Source organism: Lysobacter sp. GCM10012299, assembly GCF_042649405.1.
GTDB lineage: Bacteria > Pseudomonadota > Gammaproteobacteria > Xanthomonadales > Xanthomonadaceae > Lysobacter_J.
In genome coordinates, this window is sequence record NZ_JBHRZC010000003.1 from 395,644 (window position 1) to 417,960 (window position 22,317).

A 22,317-nucleotide genomic window follows, 5' to 3' on the forward strand; every position below is an offset into this window, starting at 1 on the left:
ATGTCGCCGCTCCAGCTCATGCTGCTCGCCTCGTTGCCCCTGCTGATGGCGGCGGCGACCGCTCGCGCCGGCGACATCACCATCTACCGGTGCACCGGCGGCGACGGCAAGCTGACGCTGCGCGATACCCCGTGCCACAAGGGCGAGACCCAGCAGGCGAAGGAAATGCAACGCCCGAAGGATCCGCCGAAGAGCGCCAAGGCCAAGGCGACGACCGCGCGCGCTGCGTCAAGAACCGCTGCAACGGCCGCCGCCGCGGCGCCGGTGTCGACGACGCGCTACATCGTCATGACCCCACCCAAGCCGATGTACGAATGCACCACGCCCGACGGCGCCAACTACATGAGCGAAACCGGCGAGGGCAATCCGCGCTGGATGCCGCTGTGGGCGCTGGGCTACCCCGTCGTGGATTCGCGCACCTCGCTCGGCGACAACATCGGCGGGCGACCGGGACGGCCTTCGGGCACGCAGCCGGGGCCGCCGATGGGCGGGCAGTTCGTGTATGACCCCTACGGCCCGGGCAGCTGGATTCGCGATACCTGCACGCAGTTGCCGCAGCAGGAAGTCTGCGCGCGCCTGCGCGATCGCCGCTGGGACCTCGGGCGCTCCTACAACAGCGCCCTGCAGAGCGAACGCCAGCAGATCGACGTGGAGCAGCGCGGCATCGATGCGCGCCTGGCCAACGATTGCGGTGGCGCCTGATGCGATTGACCGGGGGGAGCGTCGCGCGTCGACGTCTGATGGTTCTGCTGCTGTTGCTGGCCGTTGCGCCGCTCGCGCAGGCGCAGGTGGCGATCTATCGCTGCACGGATGCCAGTGGCGCAGTGACGCTGCAGAACGGCACGCCGTGTCCGAAGGGCAGCAAGGAGGTCAAGCGCGTGGTGGAGCCGGCGCCAGCGCAGTCGCGCCAGCAGTTCCTGTCCGGCAGCACCGCTCCCGTCGCGCCGCCGGCACCCTCGCCCGCAGCGCCGGCTGCCGCACCCGCACCGACAGCAGTCGCACCCGCGCCAAACACACCCGCGACGCCGGCCCCTGACCGCAGCGCGCGCACACCGCCGCCGCCGCTGTTCGAGTGCCGCACCTGGGAAGGCCACCGCTACCTCGGCGACGAGGCGCAGCCGCCGCCGCGCTGCATCCCGCTGGCGGTGACCGGCCTGGACGGAACCAATGCGACCGCCGGCGCGGGCTCAGCCTGCCAGATGGTCGACGACCAGTGCCAGGCCGTTCCCGACAACCTGCTGTGCCAAGGCTGGACGCAGCGGCTCAACGATGTCGAGTCGCAGTCGGTGGGCGGCGGCGACAACCGCGCGTACGCCCAGGCCGAAGCCGAGCGCCTGCGCACGATCATCGCCGGGAGCACTTGCGCGGCCCCCTGAGTGGCCGGCAGGCTGGCCGTCAGGCACGGTTCCATGCGTTTACCGAAGCGTCGCGCGCTGACTGGCGACAGTCCCGACTGAACGTGTCCGGCTGATGCGCGCGCCGCAAGGAACGCCGACTTGGAGATGGATTTGTCCGCGGTGCGACCCGCTTCCTTCTGGTGGCTGCTGATCATCACGAGCCTGATGGTCGCTTCGGTGGCCGCCGGCCTGGTCTACACCCTGCGCGGTTACATCCCGGCGCACTGGCAGGTTCCGGCGCGGGCGTTGCTGTTCAACGTGCGCATCGACGACCGCGTCTGGATCACCATGCCCGACGGCGTCCGCCTCGCCGGCACGCTGTACCGGCCGCGCGGTGCCAGCGGCCCGCTGGCCACCGTCTTCATCCGCCTGCCCTACAACCGCAAGCGCTACGGCGAGGCGCTGGGCGATGCGATGTTCTTCGCGCGCAACGGGTATGCGGTGCTGGTGCAGGACGTGCGCGGCAAGTTCGAATCCGAGGGCGAAGGCTTCGTGCCCTGGCGCCATGCCACCGGCGACGGCGTGGCGACGCTGGAGTGGATCACGCAGCAGCCGTGGTCGAACGGCAAGGTCGGCACGATCGGTTGCTCCGCGCTCGGTGAACTGCAGTACTCGCTGGCGCGGGCCAACCATCCCGCGCACGCAGCGATGATCCCGGGTGCCGCCGGTGGTGCGGCCGGGCTGCTCGCCGGCAACGCCGAGTACTTCGGCGCATTCGAAGGCGGCGTGCTGCAGCTGGCCGGCACCGCGGGCTGGTTCTCCCGGCACGGCGGCAAGATGCCGCACTCGGGGTCGCCGGACGTTCCCGGCATGGTCGGCGTGCTGTCGCAGCTGCCGGTGCAGGAACTGGTGCGGCGCGCACGGCCTGGCGCGAACGCCTACGACGACTTCATCGGGATGCCGCTCGGTGACGCCGGCTGGAACGACCTGGACTACGTCACCGATGCCGACCGCATCACCACGCCGGCGCTGGTGATCAACACCTGGGGCGACCCCACCATCGAAAGCACGCTGGCAATCAGCGAGGCGATGCGCCGCGCATCGCCACAGGCCGCGGCGCACCAGCATGTCGTCATCGCCCCGGGCAACCATTGCGAGTACGAAACCATCGCCGGCATGGGCCACTTCGGCGAGCTGTCGGTGCGCAATGCCGACCAGCCCTACCGGCAGTGGTACCTGCAATGGTTCGACTACTGGCTGCGCGGCAAGGGCGATGGCCTGGCGAACCTGCCGCCGTACCTCTACTACGTCGTCGGCGAGCAGCGCTGGCTCACGGCGAGCACCTGGCCGCCGGTGCAGGCGCGGCACCAGCGCTGGTACCTGCGCAGCGGCGGCAAGGCCAACACCCGCGACGGCGACGGCACGCTGGGCCCGCAACCCGATGCCAGCGAGCATTCCGACGGTTACCTTTACGACCCGCTCGAACCGGTGCCCTCGCGCGGCGGACCGCTGTGCTGCAGCGCCGATCCGCATGCGCTGTCCGGACCGGTCGACCAGCGCGATGTCGAAACCCGCGACGACGTGCTGGTCTACACCTCCGCGCCGCTGGAGGCGCCGCTGCGCATCGTCGGACCGCTGCGCGCGCACCTGACGGTGTCGTCCTCGGTGCCCGACACCGACTTCGTCGCCCGCCTGGTGCACGTGTGGCCGGACGGACGCGCCACCAACATCCAGGAAGGCGCACTGCGCGCACGCTACCGCGACGGCATCTTCTGCCCGACCCGGATGACGCCCGGTCAGACCTACCAGCTGACCGTGGACATGCGCTCGATCGCCTACCTCGTGCCGCGCGGCCATCGCCTGCGGCTCGACATCACCAGCAGCAGCTTCCCGCGCCTGGAACGCAACCTCAACACCGGCGGCAACAACTACGACGAGACCGTGCCGGCGCGGGCGCTCAACCGCGTCCACCTCGGGGGCGATGCCGGCTCCTACCTCGAGTTGCCGGTGCTGGCCACGCCCGAGCCGCAGGCGTAGCCGTCCTGCCGACGCAACCACGCGGCGGTATGCTCGGCATCCCGAAGCGCTGGTGGCGTGGACGCCGCCGGCCCACCGTCCGCGGAGACCGCCATGCCCAGTCCTCCACGCTTGAAGGCCAGTGACTTCGATCCCGAGGTGCTGCGCCTGTTCGACCAGTACGTCCACGGCGCGATCGATCGGCGCGGTTTTCTTGCCGGTGCGGCGCGCTTCGCGGTGGGCGCCGCCGGTGCAGCCGGGTTGCTGGCCGCGCTGAGTCCGCAGTTCGCCGCCGCGCAGCAGGTCAAGCCCGACGACAAGGGCCTGTCGGCGAAGTACATCGAGTTCGCGTCGCCGCAGGGCTATGGCACCGCGCGCGGCTACCTGGCCCGACCGGCCAAGGCGCACGGCCCGCTGCCGGTGGTGCTGGTGGCGCACGAGAACCGCGGCCTCAACCCGCACATCGAGGACATCACGCGGCGGCTGGCGCTGGCGGACTTCATCGCCTTCGCACCGGATGCACTGTTCCCGCTGGGCGGTTATCCCGGCGACGAGGACAAGGCGCGCGCGCTGTTCGGCCAGCTCGACCAGGCCAAGACCCGCGAGGACTTCGTCGCCGCCGCCGGCATGCTCGCCGGCATCGAGGGCGGCAACGGCCGCCTCGGCGCGGTCGGCTTCTGCTACGGCGGCGGCATCGCCAACTTCCTCGCCACGCGCCTGCCCAATCTGGCTGCGGCCGCGCCGTTCTACGGCGCCCCGCCGCCGCTGGAAGACGTGCCGAAGATCAAGGCCGAGCTGCTGGTGGTGCTCGCCGCCAACGACGAGCGCATCAACGCCAACTGGCCGGCCTACGAGGCGGCACTGAAGGCGGCCAACGTCCGCTACACGCTGTTCCAGCCAGCGGGCACGCAGCACGGCTTCAACAACGACACCACGCCGCGCTACGACGAATTGGCGGCCAAGGAAGCCTGGGCGCGCACGCTCGTCCTGTTCAATCGCACGTTGCGCGAGGGCGGCAAGCACGCAGGAGGCGGCAAGCAATAGGTCACGAGCGGATTGTTGCGCGCGCGACAACACCGGGTGTCCGCGACAAGGTCTACCGGGAAGGTGACCGCGGACCTACCGTGATGCGAGCACGCACGGAGGGTCCGGACCATGAAGATAGTTGTTGCCGGCGGGCATGGCCTCGTTGGATCCAGGCTGGTGACCCGGCTCAGGCAGCGCGGCCACGACGTGGTGGCCGCATCGCGCCGGACCGGCGTCAACACCGTCACCGGTGAAGGCCTGCAAGCGGCGCTGGACGGCGCACACACCGTCGTCGACGTGACCAACGCGCCCTCGTTCGACGAGCCGGCGGTCACCGACTTCTTCACCCGCTCCACCGAGCAACTGCTCGCCGCCGGCGAGCGCGCCGGCGTCGCCCACCACCTGGCGCTTTCGGTGATCGGCACGCAGCGCCTGCAGAGCAGCGGCGACTTCCGCGCAAAGGACGCGCAGGAGCGGCTGGTGAAGCGTTCGTCGCTGCCGCACACGTTGGTGCAGGCGACGCAGTTCTTCGAGTTCATGGCCAGCATCATTCCGCCCGGCGGCGGCAAGGACATCGTCCACCTGCCGCCCGCGCTGGTGCAGCCGGCGGCGGCCGGCGACGTAGCGGCGCAGCTGGCCGACCTGGTCGCGCAGCCGCCGTCGAACACGACGATTGAAATTGCCGGCCCCGAAACCTACCGGCTCAACGAGCTCGTGCAATGGGTGATGTACAGCTACCAGGACGACCGGCCGGTGCTGGCCGACCCGACCGCGCGCTACTACGGCGCGTTGCTGGATGACGACACCCTCACGCCCGCGGGCAGCGCGCGGCTGACGCCCACGCATTTCCGCGACTGGCTCGACGCCTACCTCAACGGCTCGGTCGAGATGCCGCACGTCCACCACCCGAACCCGTTGTCGCGCTGACCGCCCAGCCGCCCTTATGCTTGGCCGGTCCCCCCGGTTTCCGCTAGGGATCCTGCGCCATGGCCAACGACCGCTTTGCGTCCGCCGTGTTCGACGAATACCTGAAGAAGGCGGTCGCGCACGCGTCGTCGTACCTGCGCAAGCTGCCTGACCGCCACGTCGGCGCGCGCGCCACCCGCGATGAACTGCTGCAGGCGCTGCGCGTGCCATTGCCACGCCGTGGCGACGAAGGCGGCGACGTCATCGACCTGCTCGCATCCCAGGTCGATCGCGGCGGGGTGGCCTGCAACTCGCCGCGCTACTTCGGCTTCGTGGTCGGCGGCGCCTACCCGGTGGCCCTCGCCGCCGACTGCCTGGTCTCGACCTGGGACCAGAACGCCGGCATCTATGCGATCTCGCCGCTGGTGGCCGTGGTGGAGGAAGTCGCCGCGCAGTGGCTGCTGGACCTGTTCGACCTGCCACGCGACTCCGGCGTCGGCTTCGTCACCGGCTGCCAGATGGCCAACTTCACCTGCCTCGCCGCGGCCCGGCATGGCGTGCTCCGGCGCGCCGGCTGGGATGTCGAAGCCGACGGCCTGGCCGGCGCGCCACGCATCAACGTCATCGCCTCGGCCGAGTCGCACATCACCATCGACGTGGCGATGCGCTACCTGGGGCTGGGCACGCGAGCCGTGCAGCGCGTGGAAAGCGACGAGCAGGGGCGCATGCGCGTCGATGCGTTGCGCGACAAGGTGGCCTCGCTCACCGGCCCGACCATCATCTGCGCGCAGGCCGGCAACGTGAACACCGGCTCCTGCGACCCGCTGCGCGAGATCGGCCGCATCGCCAACGAGGCCGGCGCGTGGCTGCATGTCGATGGCGCGTTCGGCCTATGGGCGCGTGCGAGCGAGTCGCTGCGCCCGCTTGCCGACGGCATCGAACTGGCCGATTCGTGGGCCACCGATGCGCACAAGTGGTTGAACGTTCCCTACGACAGCGGCGTGGCGATGGTCCGTCATGCCCAGGACCATCGCGCCGCGATGACCTCGGCCGCGGCCTACCTGATCCAGACCCAGGGCGAGGAACGCGATGCCGTCGACTGGGTGCCCGAGTTCTCGCGACGTGCGCGCGGCGTGCCCGTCTACGCCACGCTGCGCGCGCTGGGGCGCGACGGCATCGCCGACCTGGTCGATCGCTCCTGCGCGCGTGCGCGGCAGATGGCCGACCTGCTCGCGCAAGAGCCGGGCGTGCGCATCCTCAACGAGGTCGCGCTCAACCAGGTGCTGGTCCGCTTCGACGACGATGACGACATCACCCGCGCGGTCATCAGCGGCGTGCAGCGCGACGGCACCTGCTGGCTGGGCGGCACCAACTGGCACGGCCAGGCGGCGATGCGGATCTCGGTGTCGAACTGGGCGACCACCGAAGACGACGCCAGCCGCAGCGTCGCCGCGATCGTGCGCGTGTTCCGCTCGCTGCGCGACGCCGTGCCAACCTGAGGACGCATCGACATGATCGAGATCATCCTGCTGCTGGGTAAAGACGACTGGGCCATCGAGCACTGGGAAGACGCGCCCGACCTGGTCGACTACAAAGGCCGGCCGTTCTCGCTTCGCGCCGGTCCGCGCATGCCGGTGGCGACCGACCACGAGTCCGAGCCGGTAGCGGTCTACGCCCCGGATGAACTCACCGAGGAAGAATTCCAGGACCTGTTCTACGCCCTGCAGCCGAAGGTGCCGGAACTGGCGTTGAAGTACAGCTAGGCCGCGTTGATGGCCAGTTGCGCGGCGAACGCCCGCTGGTAGGCGGGACGCGCTTCGCCACGGGCGACGTAGGCGGCCAGGCTCGGGAACTCATCGAGCAGGCCTGAGGGCCGCAGCCTGAGCAGCACCGACACCATCATCAGGTCGCCCGCGCTGAAGGCACCGTCGAGCCACTCGGCATCGCCCAGGCGGGCGGACAGTTGCGTCAGCCGCTCGCGGACGCGGTCCTTGACCAGCGGCAGCCGTTCCTGCGCCCAGGGCTTGTCGCCCTCCAGGATCTTCGCGATCACCAGTTCGAGGATCGGCGGCTCCACGGAGTTGAGCGCGGCGAACATCCAGGTGATCGCGCGCGCCCGCGCGTTCGCATCGTCAGGCAACAACCCCGCATGGTGCTGCGCGATATGGAAGACGATCGCGCCGGTTTCGAACAGCACCAGGTCGCCTTCCTCGTAGGTCGGGATCTGGCCGAAGGGGTGCAGGCGCAGGTGCGCGGGTTCTTTCATGGCGGCCATCGACACCAGGCGCACGCCATACGGCTGCTCCGCTTCCTCCAGCGCCCAGCGCACGCGCGTGTCGCGGGCCAGTCCCTTGCCGCCATCGGGCGAGCGTTCAAAGGCGGTGATGATGATGGTCATGGTGCGCTCCGCTTCCGGGTCCACCGCACCAGCGCCACGATGCTGGCCAAGACCACCAGTGCCGTGATTATGGAGGTCTCCGGCCCGAACTCGCCGCCCGTGAGCCAAACCGGGCCGTGGTACACGCTTTCCAGCGGCGCCTTCGCCCGCCAGTCTTCAATGCCCGACAGCGGGATGCCGGTGGCGAAGATCGCGAAGTTCCAGGCAGCGTGGTGCAGGCCCACCACCCACAGGTTGCGCGAGGCAATGAAGATGCACGTCCAGAACGCGCCGATCAGCGTCAACGCCAACACCATCACCAGGTCGGCACCGGCATTGGACGAGTGCATGATCGCGAACACCAGCGACTGCAGCAGCAGCGCCGGGACCGTCCCCAGCGCGCCTTCGAGCGTGCGGAACACGATGCCGCGAAACATGATCTCCTCCAGCATCGCCGCCACGAGGATCGCGCCGGCGATCGCCGGCACGTCCTGGAACCCGCGAACGGCGACCACCTCGTAGTTGCCCAGCGCGAACAGCGACAGCGTCGTGATCGAGATCAGCAGCGCGCCTGACAGCGCGCCCAGGGCCATGCCCAGCGGAACGATGCGCAGCTCCGTGGCCGCGCGCTTTTCATGCAACCGGACATAGAGCCAGTAGCCGAGTACGGCGAACAACAGGATTCCGCTGCGCCTGAACACGGCGATTGCCGGCTCATCCAGATGCAGCAGCGCCGTCAGCGCAGGGAGCAACAGCGACCGGTACAGCAGCACCGACAACGAGAAGGCCGCCAGTGACAGCACCAGCCGGACCAGCGCGGCCAGCAGATCTTTACGCGAGGGCATCTTCATCGGCCGATCAACTGCTTCAGTTTCGCCACCACCTCTGGCGTCAACGGCCCGAGGATCCCGCGTCGCGCTTCAGGAATATGCGCAGCCGGGTCTTCGTCGTCGAACACGTAATGGTCGAGCAGCGACTTCCATGCGGCGCGTTCGGCCGCCGGCAACGACTTGAATGCGAGGATGCAGTGCGCCAGCGCATCCAGCCCCGGTTCGGCGACATGCCCCGGGTAGGCCTCCGGGCGCCACCAGTAGTTCACCAGCGCGTTGAGCTGTTCCAGCGATTCGACGTGGTGCCACCACACCGGCGGGATGTAGATCGCATCGCCGGGCTCGAGCTCGGCCACCAGGGCGTGGTCCAGCGCTTCGTGCAGGCGCGGATAGCGCGCGTCGGCAGCGTCCTGCAGTCGCGGCAGGCTGATCGCCGCCGCCGTCGGCGCGAAGTCGAGCGGCCCCACGTACAGGTTGCGCACCTGCTCCGGCGGAAACAGCGTGAAGCGTCGTCGGCCGCAGACGACGACGGCCAGGTTGTGGGAGCTGTCGAAATGCGCCGGCGTGGTGACGCGGTTGCCCATCCACAGGCGCGGGCGCGCGTTCGCGTCCAGCAGCGGCAGCGTGTGCTGGTCAAGGAAGCCGGGCAGGCTGTCGGCGATCAGCGCGCTCTGCATCGCCACGCCCGGCGTCTGGTCGTCCAGCCGGCTGTACAACGCGAGCCGCTGCAGCACCTGGGTGAGGGTGACGCGGAAGCGCTTGTAGTTGAAGCCGTCGAGCTTCTCGGTGTAACCGACGATGCCGCCCGCGTCCGGCGGCATTACCAGCACGTCGACGGGCGTGCCGTTGTCGTAGCCGAGCAGCGCCTGGGCGAACGCGGTGTCCGATTCCCGCCCAAGCGCGACCAGCGGCCAGTCCCGGCAGAGGCCGCGCAGCACCACCGGCCGGCCGCCAGCGACGAGATCGTCGGCGGTGGGCAGTGGGGCAGTCGACGGGATTTCCTCGATGGCGGTGGGCATCAGGCGTTGGGCGATCGCAGTGTACGGACGCCGATGCTATCGGAATGCACGGCCGCCTAGTCGGTCACCAGCGTCGAGGCCACCTGTGCCGCCCGCGCGCGCGGGTCGGCCCAGACACTGTTGGGTTCTCCGTCGCGCGCGCGCCGTGCGGTGGCGCGCGCCAGCCAGGCGAAGCCGAAGGCCATCGCCAGCGCGCCGGCATCGATGGAGAACAGCGACCATTGCCCCTGCAGCGCCGTCAGCCACGGCCAGGCACCGGTCACTGCGCCGTGCGCGATCGGCACCAATGCCGTGGTGATCGCCGCGGCCCACAACAGCTCCCGTGCACCCCGCACCGGCGGCCGCAGTGCTGCCCACAGCGCGCACAACGCCCAGGTGACGAAGCACGCGACCCGGACCGTCAACTCGTGATCGCCAGCGATGCGCAGCGCCGGCCACTGCGCCAGCTGCGTGGCGATGAACGCCACCGAGATCGCCACGCACACGCCGATGCACACGCCCACCGTGGCGCGGGCCATGCCGGCCTGCGCCCTGCCCTGCTCGGCCTGGCGCCGCTTGCGTCGCGACTCCACCCACAGCAGGTTGCCGGAATAGAACAGGAACGCACCGCCGATACCGAGCACGAAATACAGCACGCGCACCCAGGTGTTGCCGTACTCACCGAAGTGCAGCGCGTAGGCCGAGGCCAGGGTGGCGTGGTTGGCGTCGCGACTGCCCGGCAGCTGCGTTGCGAGCACCGCGCCGGTATTGGCGTTGAGTGCTACCGAGCCGACCGGGCCGAGCGATCCGGGCGATTCGCCGGAAATCTCGATCGTGGCGCTGGCATCGCCGGCATGGGCGAGCTTGAAGTAGGCAGGCTCGAACGACGCCAGGCCCTGCGCGCGCGCGACTTCAACCGAGCGCGCATGCAGCATCGCCAGCGAACCCATCGGCTGCTCGCGTCCGGCGGCCGTGGCCACCGGCGCGGTGTCCATCGCCGGGCCCAGGGCGGCCATCAGTTCGCCGCGGAACACCAGCGGGTTGAGCGCCACCATCACCAGCATCGCCAGGCTCAGCAGCGCGCCGGTGACGGCGAACATCACGTGCATCGGCAGGCTGAGCACGCCGATGACGTTGTGTGCGTCCTGCCAGAAGCGCTTGAGGTTGCGGCCCGGGCGCAGCGCGAACAGATCGTCGGCCAGCCTGGGCAGGTGGATGATCACGCCGGAGATCAGTGCCAGGCCGTACAGCAGGCTGACGATGCCCATCAGGTAGCGGCCGGCGACCGGAATGCCCAGCGTGTAGTGCAGCTCATTCACCAGCTCGGACAACGCGCCGCCGGGCATCTTGTCGCTGCCGTCGAGGTTGTCGAGCGTGGCGTAGCGCCAGGTGCCGCCCTCGTCCTGCCAGTAGCTGGCCGCCTGCGGATACTCGCCGCCGGGGAACACCATGCCGACGTGCTCGCGCGCCTTGGGATGGCGGGCCAGCGTTTCGTCGAGCAGCTGCTGCGCATTGGCCAGGCCCTGCTCCGCCGACAGCGGCGTGTGCGGCGTCTGCCAGGCCTGCAGGTCGTGGTGGAACACCGTGATCGCGCCGGCATAGAACGCCACGAACAGCCCGAAGCCGGCGACCAGGCCGACCCAGGTGTGCACGCTGGTGAAGGTGCGCAGGGTGCTGGATTTCAGCTTGATCACGTCAGCGCACCCACTGCAGTGTCTGCAACAGCCACAGCGCGCCGAGGCTGGCCACAGCACCGCCGCCGAACCACGCCCATGCACGCTTGCCATTGCGGAACTGGAAGGCCACCGCCATCGCCGCCATCCACACCGCGAAGAAGGCGACGACGCCAGGCACCAGCGTCGACTGCCACGGACCGGGCAGCAACCAGCAGACCAGGCCGGTCACGCCCGCCGACAGCAGGAAACCGGGAATCGCTGCGGCGGTGGCGCGGCCCCACATCAGCGCGGCCCTTTGGTTTGCGGCGACGAGCGCAGGGCAAGGTACGGCAAGGCCATCAGCCCCAGCATCCACGTGCCGAGCATCGCGCACAGACCGGCGCCGCCGCCCAGCAGGCGCATCCACAGCACCAGCCCGACCACCGCCAGCGCCAGGCCAATCCGCGTGGAGCGATGCGGGTGCTTCGGCCGCGGCGTCCAGCGGCAGTTGCGCGAACCGGCATACAGCGCCAGCGCCGACAGCAGCGTGCTGATCAGTGCCGACAATGCCAGTCCCGTCTCCATGCGTCCTTACCAGTGGAAGCGCGCAGTCGCGGTGACCGTGCGCGGGTAGCCGTAGTAGCACCAGGCCGCGCTGTTGCAGGCGCTGATGTATTCCTTGTCGGTCAGGTTGTTGGCGTTGAGCTGCAGGCGCCATTGGCCAATGTCGTAGTGCACGGCGGCGTCGAACAGCGTGTACGACGGCGTCTGCCACAGATTGTAGGCGTCGCCGTAATGCTCGCCGGTGTAACGCACGCCGCCACCGAAGCCCAGGCCCGAGAGGGCACCGGCGGTGATCGTGTAGTCAGCGCCCAGCGATGCGACCTGCTCGGGCTGCAATGCGATTTCCTTGCCCAGCGACAGCGGGTCGTTGGAGCGGGTCACTTCCGAGTCGGTGTAGGTGTAGGCGCCGTAGACGCTGAAACCGTTGCCGACGTTCCAGCGGCCTTCCAGTTCTATGCCATTGACCTCGGTCTCGCCCTGCTGGACCGAGAACAGCGTGTGGTTGGGATCGACGGTGAGCGTGTTCTCCTGCACCAGGCGGTACACCGCCAGCGTGGCGAGGACGCGGTTGTGCGCCGGCTGGTACTTCACGCCGGCCTCGATCTGCTCGCCGGTGGTCGGCACGAAGGCATCGCCGTTGAAATCGGTGCCGACGGTCGGCTGGAACGATTGCGAATAGCCCACGTACGGCGCGAAGCCGTTGTCGAACAGGTAGTTGATGCCGACGCGACCGGAGAACTCGTCGTCGCTCTGGTGGCTGCGGGCGCCACCGATCAGTTCGCGCGTGTCGGTGCCGACCCAGTCCTGGCGACCGCCGAGGGTGACGACCCAGCGATCGAGCTTGATCTGGTCCTGAACGTACAGGCCAGTCTGGTCCTGGTCCTGCACGGTGCGCGAGGTGTAGTCGGGCTTGACGATCGGACTGCCGTAGACCGGGTTGAAGATGTCCAGCGTCGGCGCGGTGAACGCGAACGCCTGCGCGTACTCGTTGCGCGAATCGCGGTAATCCAGGCCGGCGAGCAGCGTGTGCTGGGCGCGACCGGTGTTGAACGCGAAGGTCAGCTGGTTGTCGACGCCGGTGTTCTTCTCTTCTTCCTCGGTCGCCCACAGGTAACGGAACAGCGTGCGCTGGTCGGCAAGCAGGCCGAACGCGCCGACGGTGACGGCCGGGTCGATGTCGGTGGTGCCGTAGCGCACGTTCTGCTTGAACACGGTGCCGCCACCGAAGTCGTGGCTGTACTCCCAGCCCAGCGACTGCATGGTCTTGTCGTAGTTGTTGTAGCCCGGCTCACCGGTGTAGCGGTTGATCGGGATCTTGCCGTTCGGGTTCGGCAGCAGCGTGCCTTGCGACGGCAGGAAGCCGCCACCGGCCACGGTGTCGTTGCGCTGGTAGCGCGCGAACAGGGTCAGCGCGTTGGCTTCGTCCGGCTTCCAGGTCAGCGCCGGCGCGATGTAGTAGCGGTCGTCATGGACGTAGTCGACGACATCATCGCTGTTGCGCGCCACGCCGGTGAGCCGGTACGACCACTCGCCGCTGCCGCCGAGGGCGCCGCCGAAATCGAACGCGGCCTGCACCATGTCGTAGCTGCCAACCTGCAGCTCGACTTCGTGCAGCGCCTCGGTCACCGGGCGCTTGCTGACGTAGTTGATGAGGCCGCCGGGCGGCATTGCGCCGTAGGTGACCGAGGCCGGCCCCTTCAGCACTTCGATGCGCTCCAGGCCGAACGGCTCGATGCGGGTGATGCCGGTGTTGGATCCACCGGCCAGGGCGAGACCGTCGAGGTAGCGCGCCGGGGTGAAGCCACGCACCAGCATCCAGTCGCTTCGGGGGTCCGGGCCGTAGCCGCCGCCCTGGGCGCCGGCGGTGAACCACACCGCTTCCTCGGCACCGTGCACCGCGCGGTCGCGCAGTTGCTGGTCGGTGATCACCGACACCGAGGCCGGGATCTCGCGAAGGGGCGTATCGGTCTTGGTCGCGCTGCCGCTGCTGCGTGCCAGCGGCGCGTGCACCTCGACCGAATCGAGATCGGTCGCCGACGGCGAAGCCGCCTGGGCGGCAGCAACGACGGGCGCGGCCATGGCGGTTGCGAGGGCCAGCGCGAGGGCATGGCGGGAGACGGCGGCGGCGCGGGGAAGGGGCATGTGGGTTGCGGTGGCCACCGGGAAAACCGGTGGACAGCCCGCTCGGCAAGAATGGGAATGATTCGCATTCTAAGGGCCGAACCAGCCGAAGGGCAAACGGCTGCTCGTCATTCCCGCGCAGGCGGGAATCCAAGGACGTAGATCTGCTTTGGCAGACGTGGCAGTGCGGACCGCAACGTCCATGGGTTCCCGCCTGCGCGGGAACGACGTGCCTCAGAACCCGTAGCGCAGGAATCCGCCGTCCACCGCGATGCACTCGCCGGTGACATACCCCGCGGCCGGCAGGCACAGGAACGCCACCGCCGCCGCCACTTCCTCCGGCTCGCCGATGCGCCCCAGAGGCGTGCGCAGCAGCACCTCGTCGAGGTAATCCGGATCGGCCAGCTTGTCGGAGGTGCGGCGGGTGCGGATGTACCACGGCGCCACCGCGTTGACGCGGATGCCGTCCTCGGCCCACTCCACCGCGAGGTTGCGCGTCATCTGGTGCATCGCCGCCTTGCTCATGCCGTAGGGCGCGCCGGTGCGCACGTGGGTCATGCCCGAGACGCTGCCGACGTTGACGATGCTCGAAGCGGCATGCCGCGTCAGCAGGGGATGCGCATAGCGCGACAGCTCGAACGCGGAAAACACGTTCACCTCGAACACCTGCCGCCACTCGTCCTCGGTGTAGTCGGTGGCGACCTTGCTGACGTTGCCACCGGCGTTGTTGACCAGGATGTGCAGGCCTTCGCCGAAATCCTCGACCCAGTCGAGCAGCTCGCGGCGCTGCTCCTCGTCGGCTACGTCGGCAACGAAGGCCTGGATGTCGCGCTCGGGGAAATCCTCGACCAGCTCGGCGCGCGCGGCATCCAGCGCAGTCGAGTCACGCGCGGCGAGCAGCACGTCGGCACCGAAGCCGAGCAGCTCGCGTGCGATCGCGCGGCCGATGCCGGCACTGCCGCCGGTGACCAGGGCCAGTTGTCCGTCCAGGCGCCAACGCTTCGGGTCCATGCCGCTCTCCGGTATCGCACTGCGTGAAGGTGGTCGCGGTTGGACACGTCTCCGCGCGCGACGGCCGCTGTAGCATAGCCGCCAGACCAATCGAGGGTGCCCGGATGTCGCGATCGCTGCTGTGCGCGTTGATGGCGTTGGCCTTGCTGGCCGGGTGCTCCAAGCCGAAGCCGCCGGAAAAGGACCGCCCGCCGGAACCGCAGGCGACGCAGTTGCGCGACGCCATCCAGGCGCCGCTGGACAAGGCACGCGCGGCCGATGAAAACGCCAGGAAGGCGGCCGATCAGCAGCGGGCGGCGATCGACGCGGCAGAGTCGGGCAACGGCGACTGACCGTAGCGCCGGGAACTCCAGAAACAGAAACGCCCGGCTTCGGCCGGGCGTTCTGCGTCAGGCCTGCTTACAACCCGCAGAAGCAGTACGCCAGCGCCTTCACCGGCACGCCCCGCGTCGGCTGGATCGCGCCCTCGAGGAAGCGCAGGTCGGCCGCGGTCTGCGGCGAAGCCTTGGCCAGCAGGCTGCGGGCGAGGTCGGACTCGCGCACCCACGCCGCGCCGGCACGGCTGCCGATGAAGCCGGTGAAGAAGCGCTCGAACGGCGTCGCCGCCTTCTCGATGTAGCGCACGTGGTAGCTGTCCTTCTCGAGCTTGGCCTTGCTGGCGGCGAACTCGATTGCCTGCTGCAGGCCGCCGAGCTCGTCGACCAGGCCGCGTTCCTTGGCCTGCTCGCCGCTCCAGACGCGACCGCGGGCGATCGCGTCGACCTGTTCGACCGGCTTGCCGCGGGCCGTGGCGACGCGGCCGGTGAAGTCGCGGTAACCCTTGTTGATCACCGACTGGATCACTTCGCCGACTTCCGGCTGCAGCGGACGGGTGATGTCGAAGGCACCGGCGAAGCGCGTGGTGCCGACGCCGTCGGAATGCACGCCGATCTTGTCGAGTGCACGCGGGATGGTCGGGATCAGGCCGAAGATGCCGATCGAACCAGTGATCGTCGAGGCATCGGCATAGATGCGGTCGGCGTCCATCGAGATCCAGTAGCCGCCCGAAGCGGCCAGGTCGCCCATCGACACCGACACCGGCTTGCCGGCCTTCTTCAGCCCGACCACTTCGCGGCGGATCTGCTCGGAGGCGAACACTTCACCGCCCGGCGAGTCGACACGCAGCACCACGGCCTTCACGTTGTCGTCGTCGCGTGCTTCGCGCAGCAGGGCCGCGGTGGACACGCCGCCGACGGTGCCCGGCGGCTGCTCGCCACCCTGGATCTCGCCTTCGGCGACGATCACGGCAACCTGCGGGCGACGCAGGTCGACCGCGCCCAGGCCGCTGTCGAGCTGCACCAGGTATTCGTCGAGCGAGGCCTGGCGGAAACCGCCTTCGGCATCGTCGTCGGCAACGCCACGCTGCACCAGCAGGTCGTCGACCTCCTCGCGCGTCTTCAGGCCGTCGACCAGCTTGGTCTGCAAAGCGAACTTGGCCAGGTCGCCCTGGGCGCTGGCGATGCCGACCGGCATCTGCTCGATGCCCTGCGACAGCTGCGCGACATCCAGCTTGCGCGCCTTGGCGACGTCGCCGAGGTAGCGCTGCCATACGTCGTTCATCCAGAACAGGTCGGCTTCCTTCGCCTCCGGCGACGCCGCATCGAGCACGTAAGGTTCCGCCGCCGACTTGTACTCGCCGACCTTGAACAGGTGCACGTCGACGCCGAGCTTGTCCTGCAGGCCCTGGCGGTAATAGGTGCGATAGCGGCCGAGGCCTTCCAGCAGCATCCCGCCCATCGGGTCGAGGTAGACCTCGTTGGCCTGCGCGGCCAGCAGGTACTGCTTCTGGTCCATCATCTCGGCGAACGCGACGACCTGCTTGCCACTGGCCTTGACCCGCGCCACGGCCTGCGCGACTTCGCGCAGCGAGGCGAAGCCGCCGGCCTCGAGCTTGTCCAGGTCGAGCACGACGCGCTCAATGCGCTTGTCCTCGCGGGCGGCATCGAGTGCGCGCACCAGGTCACGCAGCTGCACTTCACCGCCGCGCTCGCCCACCGCCTTGCCCAGCGCGCGCGTCAGCGGATCGCTGCTGTACTGCTCGACGAGGGTGCCTTCCGGCGCGATGACCAGCGTGGTGCGGTCGAGCATCGGCTTGACCCGCGGGCCCGACAGCATGATCGCGAGGAAGAGGAACAGCAGGAAGAAGAACACCAGGTTGAGGACCAACCGGCGGGTGAAATTCATCGCATCCCACAACCCGACGAAGAAACGGGCGATCGGGCCACGACGGGACGTATCGTTCATTGCAAAGGCTCCTGGCTTACGTTTCCAGCCTAAACGCGGGTGGCATGGAAATCACCCGCCATTCGTAACACGCCCTGACGGCCATCGGCGTGATGCGGGTGTAGGTGAGGCGTGACCGCGGCCGGTCGCCGCGGGTTCACGGGCCGCGCATGACCAGCCGGTCGGGCTGGCTCGAGCGCAGGAAGCGGCTGCACAGCAGCAGCGCGGCGACGGTCAGGCCAGCGATCAGGCCGATCCACATGCCCTTCGGGCCCCAGCCCAGTCCGAGCCCGAGGCCGGCGCCGAGCGGCATGCCGATGCCCCAGTAGGCCATCGCCGCAAGCAGCATCGGCACGCGCGTGTCCTTGAGCCCGCGCAATGCGCCGGCCGACAGGACCTGCACGCCGTCGGGGAACTGGAACGCCGCCGCGTACAGCAGCAGCGAGGCGGCCAGCGTCGCCACCGCCGCATCGGCGGTATAGAAGCTGACCAGCAGGTCGTTGCCGGTCAGCAACACCAGGCCGGAGAACAGCTGCGTGCCGATCACGATCGCGTAGCCGGCGTAGGCGGCACGGCGCACGCCGGCGAAATCGCCACGGCCCAGCGCGTGGCCGACGCGCACGGTGGTGGCCTCGGCCAGGCCCATCGGCACCATGAAGCACAACGACGCCAGGTTGATCGCGATCTGGTGCGCGGCCGCCGGAACTTCGCCCAGGCGTCCCATCAGCAGCGCGGTGGCGATGAACAGCCCACCCTCCATCAGCACCGTCACGCCAATCGGCAGGCCGGTGGCGAGCAGGCCGCGGATGATCGACCACTCGGGCAGGTCGAAGCGCTCGAACAGCTTGAGGTCGGCGAAACGCTTCGACCGCCACAGCACGATGGCGAAACCAATCGCCTGCATCCACAGCATCATCGCCGACGCCACGCCGAGGCCGCCCGCGCCCATCTCCGGGAAGCCGAACTTGCCGAAGGTGAGCACATAGCCCACCGGCAGCAGCACCAGCAGGCCGCCGGCACTGAGCACCAGGGTCGGCAAGGTCCAGTGCAGGCCTTCGCTGAGGTAGCGCATGCAGAAGAACAGCGTCAGCGCCACCACGCCCCAGCGGATGCCATGCAGGAAGGCCGTGGCGCCGGGGATGATCTCGGCGGTGATGCCCATCGGCCCCAGTGCGTGCGGGATGAAGGTCAGGAACGCGAACAGCACCAGCCCCAGCCCGAGCGCCAGCCACAGCGCCTGGCGGAACAGCGCGCCGATCTGCTCGCGCTGGCCGGCACCGTCGAGCTGCGACACCGACGGCGGCACCGACAGCAGCGTGCCGATCGGCACCATCATCGGCAGCCACCACAGAGCAGTACCAATCGTGACCGAGGCCAGCGTGGTGGTGCCGTGGTGGCCGGCCAGGACGTTGTCGACAAACGCGATCAGGCCCGTCGACAGGTGCCCGCCCACCAGCGGCGCGGCAAGGATGGCGGTGGTGCGGACTTCGCCGAGCAGCCCCTTGCGGGCGGGAATGGCGAGGGAAGAAGGCGGGGACATCGTTACAACCAGACGCACGACTGCGGCCGCGCGACCGAATCCGATGTCGGGCGCTGGCGCCGGGTCGCGGCGGGCCGCTATCTTAGCGGCTTGATCTGAACAGCTCGTTGCCATGGCCTGCACATGCCGTGGCACCCAGGGGAGAGGGAAGCATCTGATGAGCGCAACAGGACACGACATTCCCAGCCATTGCGAGAACTGCAATGCGCAGCTCGAGGGCCATTACTGCCATGACTGCGGGCAGTCGGTGGTCAATCCGGTGCGCGATGCCGGGCATGCGCTGGAGGAAGTGTTCGAGTCGTTCTGGCACCTCGACGGCCGCATCTTCCGCACGCTGCGCGACCTGATCTTCCCCGGCCGCGTCGCCAACAACTACCTCGCCGGACAACGCGCGCGCTACGTCGCGCCGCTGCGCCTGTTCCTGGTGCTGAGCGTGGTGACGTTCTTCTTCGCGCAACTGGTCATCCATGTCGACAACAACGACAAGGCCAACCCGATGGTGCAGCTCGAGGACGGCGTCCAGAGCAACGACAAGAACGCCGCCAAGCAGTCCAAAGCCTTCGCCAAGGCCGGCAGCATCGCCGACGTCGAACAGATCCGTCGCAAGAACCTGGCCGACCTGGCCGAGGCGCGCGAGGCGATCCCGGCGGTGCTGCTGCACGCGCGCAAGGCGATCGATGTTGCCGCCGAGGACGTCAACCGCGCCGCCGACCGCCGCATCGACGCCATCGGCCGCGAGAGGGGCATGAGCGGCGAACAGATCGCCGCCGCCAAGGCCGACGGCGCACAACGCGCCGCCGCCGCGATGGAAACGGCCAAGCAGACCCTCGAGAAGGCCGCCGACCTGACGACACTGCAGCGCCTGCGCGACGAGCGCCTGGCGCCGCACCACGTCAAGCTGGCGTCCTTGCCGGCCTCGGCCGCGGCCGCGCGTCGCCATGAGCTCAACGAGATCCGCGAGATCAACATCGCCGCCGGCTGTCGCGCCGCGCAGCTGCAGATCGCCGACGCGACCAGCACCGAAGGCGACCGCGTGCGCAAGGAATCCGAGGACGCGCGCATCTACGGCGACCCCGACTGCTACGACCGCCTGACCCTGTTTGGCAGCGAGGAACCCTGGGACGAGGAAACCAACCCACTGACCTTCAGCTGGGCGCCGGCGTTCTTCAACCACTGGATCAACCGCCAGATCGCGCACGGCCGCGAGAACGTCTCGCGCGCGCAGAAGGATCCGGGGCTGTGGGTGCGCGCGCTGCTGGCCGCGGTGCCGTCGGCGCTGTTCCTGCTGGTGCCGGTGTTCGCGTTGCTGCTCAAGCTCGCTTACCTGGGCTCGGGCCGGCTGTACCTGGAACACCTGGTCATCGCGCTCTACAGCCACGCCTACATGTGCCTGACGATGCTGGCGTTCTTCATCCTGATCGCGCTGGACAATGCGATCTCGCCCCATTGGGACGGCTACGGCTGGATCAGCGGCATCCTCATCACGCTGCTGTGGATGTGGCTGCCGGTCTACCTGCTGCTGATGCAGAAGCGCGTGTACCGCAACGGCTGGCCGGTGACCGTGCTGCGCTACCTGGTGATTGGCAACCTGTACTTCGTGCTACTCGCCTTCGCCGCGACGTTCCTCGCGCTGGCGAGCCTGGTGCGGATGTAAGGTTCGACGCCGTCAGTGCAGCACTGATGCCTCAGTGCTGCATCTGCTGCCACAGCCAGTCGCCGCGTCCGTCGGCACCGGCGGCCAGCAGGCCGCGGCGCAGCGCGTCGCGCCGGGTCGGCGGGGTGCGCTGGGCCAGCACGCCCAGGTCCTTGCGCTGCTGTGCCGTCATCGCCCGCAGCGCCTGCATCAGCGCTGCGTGTTCCTGCTCCGGCACCTGCGCCAGCAGCGGCTGCAGCATCGCGTAGTCGCCGCCCATCGTCGGCCCGAGCAACCAGCCGCGGCGCTCGCTGCGATCGAGCGCGTCGAACTGCGCCCGCCAGGCCCGCTGCTGCTCGACCGGCATCGTCGCCAGCTGCGTGGCGGCGGCCTGGATGCGGACCTGCTCCTGCGCCGGTAGCGCGCGCCAGGCCTGGTAGCGCTCGCGGATCGCATCGCGTTCACTGCGCGGCAACGCATCCCATTGCGCGACGCGGCGGGCGTAGTCCTGCCGCTGCTGCGGCGACCACGCTTCCCATTGCTGCGATTGCCGCTGCAGTTGTGCGTGCGCCGCCGGTGGCAGCTTCGCCATGGCATCGCGCAGGTCGGGCGGGGTCGCCGCGGCCGAGGCCACGAACAATAGCGACGCCAGGGAAATCAAACCGCGATTACGGCGCATCGGACGACTCCGTCTCGGTCTCGCTGTCGGCCTGCGGGGCGGCGGTCGCTGTCGGTGGAATCGAGTCGGCCGGCGGCACGTCGCTGGGCGGCGTCGGCACGGTCACGCCGGCGGCCTGCTGCGCGGCGAACCAGCTGTGGAACTCGAGATCGCGGGCATCGGCCTGCGCCTGGGGATCGGCCAGCAGGTCGAAGTCGCGGTGGGCAATCAGGGCGGTGTCGGCGGAGTAGCGCGCGGCGGGCTCGTCGCCTTCCGGCAAGGGTTCCACGCGGACGCGTTTCACGCCCGGCTCCAGGCCAAGCGCGCGCTGCCAGGGCGTGAGCAGGTCGGGCCAGATGAAGCTCGCCACCAGGGCCAGCACGCACGCCGCCAGCAAGCCCCAGAGCGAGGCCATCAGCCAGCGCCGGCGTGGTCGCGCCGCAGCCGCCACGTCGGACGACGAGGCCGATGCCGATGCCGGGCCGCGCATCACCGCGTCGCGGGCAGCGCTGAGCCGCACCAGGCGGTCGGCCGGCAGGGTCTTGATGCGGCGATGGATCTGTTCGCGCAGCCGCTGCCACGCCTCCGGGTCGGCACGGCCGTCCTCGTGGTGCGGCAAGGCCCGCTGCAGCGCCAGGCGGAAGCTGGGCTGGGACACGCCCAGCACGGCGGCGCCCTCCTCTTCCGACAGCCCGGCGGCGACCCGCAGCAGCAACGCCGCACGCGGGCCGCTGCCGAGCTCGCCGAGGCGATCGGTGACGTCGATCGGCAAGGCCACCGCGGTGCGGTTGCGTAGCTGCGGCTGGGCCAGCAGCAGGCTCCAGAACCGGGTCGGCCAGGCCGGCATCGCCAGCGACTCGGCCTCGTCGCGGAACTGGCGCATCGCCGCCGCCAGCGCGGCATCGCCGAGGCCGGCATCGCCGGCCTGGAGTTCGGCCAGGACCGCGCCACGGCGCTCCACGCCGCGCAGGAACGCGGACAGTGCGGGGGGCGGAGACGGGTTGTGGGAGGGGGAAGAAACGCTCATCGGGACTGCATCACCATGCCCCGCATCATAGCGATGCCGACATGCCACAAAACTGCTTGACAACGCGCTAACACGTGCTCCGCGAAGCAGGACGCGGCCTGCACCCGAAAAGCGGTTGTGCACAGCAGTAATGGAATCGTCACGCCGGGACGCCCGACCCCGCCCCGGGACCGCATGACAGCGATGTTTCACAGTTAACCGATTGATTCAAAACAGAATAACCGCGTTGGCACTTTTTTCACCAACGTGGCCGCAAGGCTTATTTTTGTGTAGTCGGACCAATCTGCCGACACACCATGCACAGATTTATCCACAGGCGATGTGGATAAGGCCCAATTGCCTTTTACATCCATCAC

Annotated in this window: 21 protein-coding genes; 9 read left to right on the forward strand and 12 right to left on the reverse strand. The window is 69.2% G+C overall.

Features of this window, described 5'->3' with window-relative positions; all coding sequences use genetic code 11:
• The 7 genes from ACFOPO_RS09785 (at position 1) to ACFOPO_RS09815 (ending at position 7,048) form a co-directional block, all read left to right on the forward strand.
• Complete coding sequence (locus tag ACFOPO_RS09785) at positions 1-702, forward strand: DUF4124 domain-containing protein (protein WP_386703014.1); 702 nt, start codon at positions 1-3, stop codon at positions 700-702.
• A 38-nt stretch (positions 703-740) separates the two neighbouring features.
• Complete coding sequence (locus tag ACFOPO_RS09790) at positions 741-1,376, forward strand: DUF4124 domain-containing protein (protein ID WP_386703015.1); 636 nt, start codon at positions 741-743, stop codon at positions 1,374-1,376.
• Between the two features lie 141 nt (positions 1,377-1,517).
• A complete protein-coding gene (locus ACFOPO_RS09795) occupies positions 1,518-3,374 on the forward strand; it encodes a CocE/NonD family hydrolase (RefSeq protein ID WP_386703016.1) in 1,857 nt (618 codons plus the stop codon).
• Positions 3,375-3,467: 93 nt separating this feature from the next.
• Positions 3,468-4,397 (forward strand): dienelactone hydrolase family protein, encoded by a 930-nt coding sequence (locus tag ACFOPO_RS09800; protein WP_386703017.1) that lies wholly within the window; start codon positions 3,468-3,470, stop codon positions 4,395-4,397.
• A 111-nt stretch (positions 4,398-4,508) separates the two neighbouring features.
• Positions 4,509-5,306 (forward strand): SDR family oxidoreductase, encoded by a 798-nt coding sequence (locus ACFOPO_RS09805; RefSeq protein WP_386703018.1) that lies wholly within the window; start codon positions 4,509-4,511, stop codon positions 5,304-5,306.
• 59 nt (positions 5,307-5,365) lie between these two features.
• Complete coding sequence (locus ACFOPO_RS09810; protein ID WP_386703019.1) at positions 5,366-6,784, forward strand: pyridoxal phosphate-dependent decarboxylase family protein; 1,419 nt, start codon at positions 5,366-5,368, stop codon at positions 6,782-6,784.
• Between the two features lie 12 nt (positions 6,785-6,796).
• On the forward strand, positions 6,797-7,048 hold the full coding sequence (locus ACFOPO_RS09815; protein WP_386703020.1) for a hypothetical protein: 252 nt from the start codon (positions 6,797-6,799) through the stop codon (positions 7,046-7,048).
• Here ACFOPO_RS09815 and ACFOPO_RS09820 read toward each other — a convergent pair.
• From ACFOPO_RS09820 to ACFOPO_RS09855, 8 genes are all read right to left on the reverse strand, one after another.
• The gene (locus ACFOPO_RS09820) at positions 7,045-7,683 is read right to left on the reverse strand and encodes a glutathione S-transferase family protein (protein ID WP_386703021.1); all 639 of its coding nucleotides are present in this window, start codon (positions 7,681-7,683) and stop codon (positions 7,045-7,047) included. The genes ACFOPO_RS09815 and ACFOPO_RS09820 overlap by 4 nt on opposite strands.
• Positions 7,680-8,513, reverse strand: a complete 834-nt coding sequence (locus ACFOPO_RS09825) for a CPBP family intramembrane glutamic endopeptidase (RefSeq protein ID WP_386703022.1) — start codon at positions 8,511-8,513, stop codon at positions 7,680-7,682. Before ACFOPO_RS09825 ends, ACFOPO_RS09820 begins: the two co-directional genes overlap by 4 nt.
• Positions 8,510-9,511 (reverse strand): cupin-like domain-containing protein, encoded by a 1,002-nt coding sequence (locus tag ACFOPO_RS09830; RefSeq protein WP_386703023.1) that lies wholly within the window; start codon positions 9,509-9,511, stop codon positions 8,510-8,512. The genes ACFOPO_RS09825 and ACFOPO_RS09830 overlap by 4 nt, the downstream gene beginning before the upstream one ends.
• A gap of 56 nt (positions 9,512-9,567) precedes the next feature.
• Complete coding sequence (locus ACFOPO_RS09835; protein WP_386703295.1) at positions 9,568-11,181, reverse strand: PepSY-associated TM helix domain-containing protein; 1,614 nt, start codon at positions 11,179-11,181, stop codon at positions 9,568-9,570.
• A gap of 4 nt (positions 11,182-11,185) precedes the next feature.
• Positions 11,186-11,449 carry a hypothetical protein gene (locus ACFOPO_RS09840; protein ID WP_386703024.1) on the reverse strand — a complete coding sequence of 88 codons (264 nt, stop codon included), beginning with the start codon at positions 11,447-11,449 and terminating at the stop codon, positions 11,186-11,188.
• Positions 11,449-11,730 (reverse strand): hypothetical protein, encoded by a 282-nt coding sequence (locus tag ACFOPO_RS09845; protein WP_386703025.1) that lies wholly within the window; start codon positions 11,728-11,730, stop codon positions 11,449-11,451. Before ACFOPO_RS09845 ends, ACFOPO_RS09840 begins: the two co-directional genes overlap by 1 nt.
• Positions 11,731-11,736: 6 nt before the next feature.
• Entirely contained in the window at positions 11,737-13,851 is a 2,115-nt protein-coding gene (locus ACFOPO_RS09850; protein ID WP_386703026.1) for a TonB-dependent siderophore receptor, read from the reverse strand.
• 213 nt (positions 13,852-14,064) lie between these two features.
• Positions 14,065-14,841 (reverse strand): SDR family oxidoreductase, encoded by a 777-nt coding sequence (locus tag ACFOPO_RS09855; protein WP_386703027.1) that lies wholly within the window; start codon positions 14,839-14,841, stop codon positions 14,065-14,067.
• A gap of 104 nt (positions 14,842-14,945) precedes the next feature.
• On the opposite strand from ACFOPO_RS09855, the gene ACFOPO_RS09860 reads away from it, so the two are divergent.
• Positions 14,946-15,173, forward strand: a complete 228-nt coding sequence (locus ACFOPO_RS09860; RefSeq protein ID WP_386703028.1) for a hypothetical protein — start codon at positions 14,946-14,948, stop codon at positions 15,171-15,173.
• 67 nt (positions 15,174-15,240) lie between these two features.
• Here the strand turns inward: ACFOPO_RS09860 and sppA are convergent, their stop codons facing one another.
• Entirely contained in the window at positions 15,241-17,124 is a 1,884-nt protein-coding gene (gene sppA / locus ACFOPO_RS09865; RefSeq protein ID WP_386703029.1) for a signal peptide peptidase SppA, read from the reverse strand.
• A 136-nt stretch (positions 17,125-17,260) separates the two neighbouring features.
• Positions 17,261-18,643, reverse strand: coding sequence for an MATE family efflux transporter (locus ACFOPO_RS09870; RefSeq protein WP_386703030.1), 1,383 nt, complete (start codon positions 18,641-18,643; stop codon positions 17,261-17,263).
• Between the two features lie 157 nt (positions 18,644-18,800).
• On the opposite strand from ACFOPO_RS09870, the gene ACFOPO_RS09875 reads away from it, so the two are divergent.
• Positions 18,801-20,297, forward strand: coding sequence for a DUF3667 domain-containing protein (locus ACFOPO_RS09875; protein ID WP_386703031.1), 1,497 nt, complete (start codon positions 18,801-18,803; stop codon positions 20,295-20,297).
• Positions 20,298-20,328: 31 nt separating this feature from the next.
• Here the strand turns inward: ACFOPO_RS09875 and ACFOPO_RS09880 are convergent, their stop codons facing one another.
• Both ACFOPO_RS09880 and ACFOPO_RS09885 read right to left on the reverse strand, forming a co-directional pair.
• Positions 20,329-20,955, reverse strand: coding sequence for a DUF3106 domain-containing protein (locus ACFOPO_RS09880; RefSeq protein WP_386703032.1), 627 nt, complete (start codon positions 20,953-20,955; stop codon positions 20,329-20,331).
• Positions 20,945-21,961 carry a sigma factor-like helix-turn-helix DNA-binding protein gene (locus ACFOPO_RS09885; RefSeq protein WP_386703034.1) on the reverse strand — a complete coding sequence of 339 codons (1,017 nt, stop codon included), beginning with the start codon at positions 21,959-21,961 and terminating at the stop codon, positions 20,945-20,947. Before ACFOPO_RS09885 ends, ACFOPO_RS09880 begins: the two co-directional genes overlap by 11 nt.
• Between the last annotated feature and the right edge of the window lie 356 nt (positions 21,962-22,317).

What these genes read in the sequence shown, in the direction of transcription:
- ACFOPO_RS09810 (WP_386703019.1), top strand. Translation starts at nt 5,366, where the DNA reads ATGGCCAACGACCGCTTTGCGTCCGCCGTGTTCGACGAATACCTGAAG.
- ACFOPO_RS09860 (WP_386703028.1), top strand. Translation starts at nt 14,946, where the DNA reads ATGTCGCGATCGCTGCTGTGCGCGTTGATGGCGTTGGCCTTGCTGGCC.
- ACFOPO_RS09825 (WP_386703022.1), bottom strand. Translation starts at nt 8,513, where the DNA reads ATGAAGATGCCCTCGCGTAAAGATCTGCTGGCCGCGCTGGTCCGGCTG.
- ACFOPO_RS09790 (WP_386703015.1), top strand. Translation starts at nt 741, where the DNA reads ATGGTTCTGCTGCTGTTGCTGGCCGTTGCGCCGCTCGCGCAGGCGCAG.
- ACFOPO_RS09800 (WP_386703017.1), top strand. Translation starts at nt 3,468, where the DNA reads ATGCCCAGTCCTCCACGCTTGAAGGCCAGTGACTTCGATCCCGAGGTG.
- ACFOPO_RS09885 (WP_386703034.1), bottom strand. Translation starts at nt 21,961, where the DNA reads ATGAGCGTTTCTTCCCCCTCCCACAACCCGTCTCCGCCCCCCGCACTG.
- ACFOPO_RS09815 (WP_386703020.1), top strand. Translation starts at nt 6,797, where the DNA reads ATGATCGAGATCATCCTGCTGCTGGGTAAAGACGACTGGGCCATCGAG.
- ACFOPO_RS09820 (WP_386703021.1), bottom strand. Translation starts at nt 7,683, where the DNA reads ATGACCATCATCATCACCGCCTTTGAACGCTCGCCCGATGGCGGCAAG.
- ACFOPO_RS09850 (WP_386703026.1), bottom strand. Translation starts at nt 13,851, where the DNA reads ATGCCCCTTCCCCGCGCCGCCGCCGTCTCCCGCCATGCCCTCGCGCTG.
- ACFOPO_RS09875 (WP_386703031.1), top strand. Translation starts at nt 18,801, where the DNA reads ATGAGCGCAACAGGACACGACATTCCCAGCCATTGCGAGAACTGCAAT.
- ACFOPO_RS09845 (WP_386703025.1), bottom strand. Translation starts at nt 11,730, where the DNA reads ATGGAGACGGGACTGGCATTGTCGGCACTGATCAGCACGCTGCTGTCG.
- ACFOPO_RS09880 (WP_386703032.1), bottom strand. Translation starts at nt 20,955, where the DNA reads ATGCGCCGTAATCGCGGTTTGATTTCCCTGGCGTCGCTATTGTTCGTG.
- ACFOPO_RS09840 (WP_386703024.1), bottom strand. Translation starts at nt 11,449, where the DNA reads ATGTGGGGCCGCGCCACCGCCGCAGCGATTCCCGGTTTCCTGCTGTCG.
- ACFOPO_RS09870 (WP_386703030.1), bottom strand. Translation starts at nt 18,643, where the DNA reads ATGTCCCCGCCTTCTTCCCTCGCCATTCCCGCCCGCAAGGGGCTGCTC.
- ACFOPO_RS09785 (WP_386703014.1), top strand. Translation starts at nt 1, where the DNA reads ATGTCGCCGCTCCAGCTCATGCTGCTCGCCTCGTTGCCCCTGCTGATG.
- ACFOPO_RS09830 (WP_386703023.1), bottom strand. Translation starts at nt 9,511, where the DNA reads ATGCCCACCGCCATCGAGGAAATCCCGTCGACTGCCCCACTGCCCACC.
- ACFOPO_RS09805 (WP_386703018.1), top strand. Translation starts at nt 4,509, where the DNA reads ATGAAGATAGTTGTTGCCGGCGGGCATGGCCTCGTTGGATCCAGGCTG.
- sppA (WP_386703029.1), bottom strand. Translation starts at nt 17,124, where the DNA reads ATGAACGATACGTCCCGTCGTGGCCCGATCGCCCGTTTCTTCGTCGGG.
- ACFOPO_RS09855 (WP_386703027.1), bottom strand. Translation starts at nt 14,841, where the DNA reads ATGGACCCGAAGCGTTGGCGCCTGGACGGACAACTGGCCCTGGTCACC.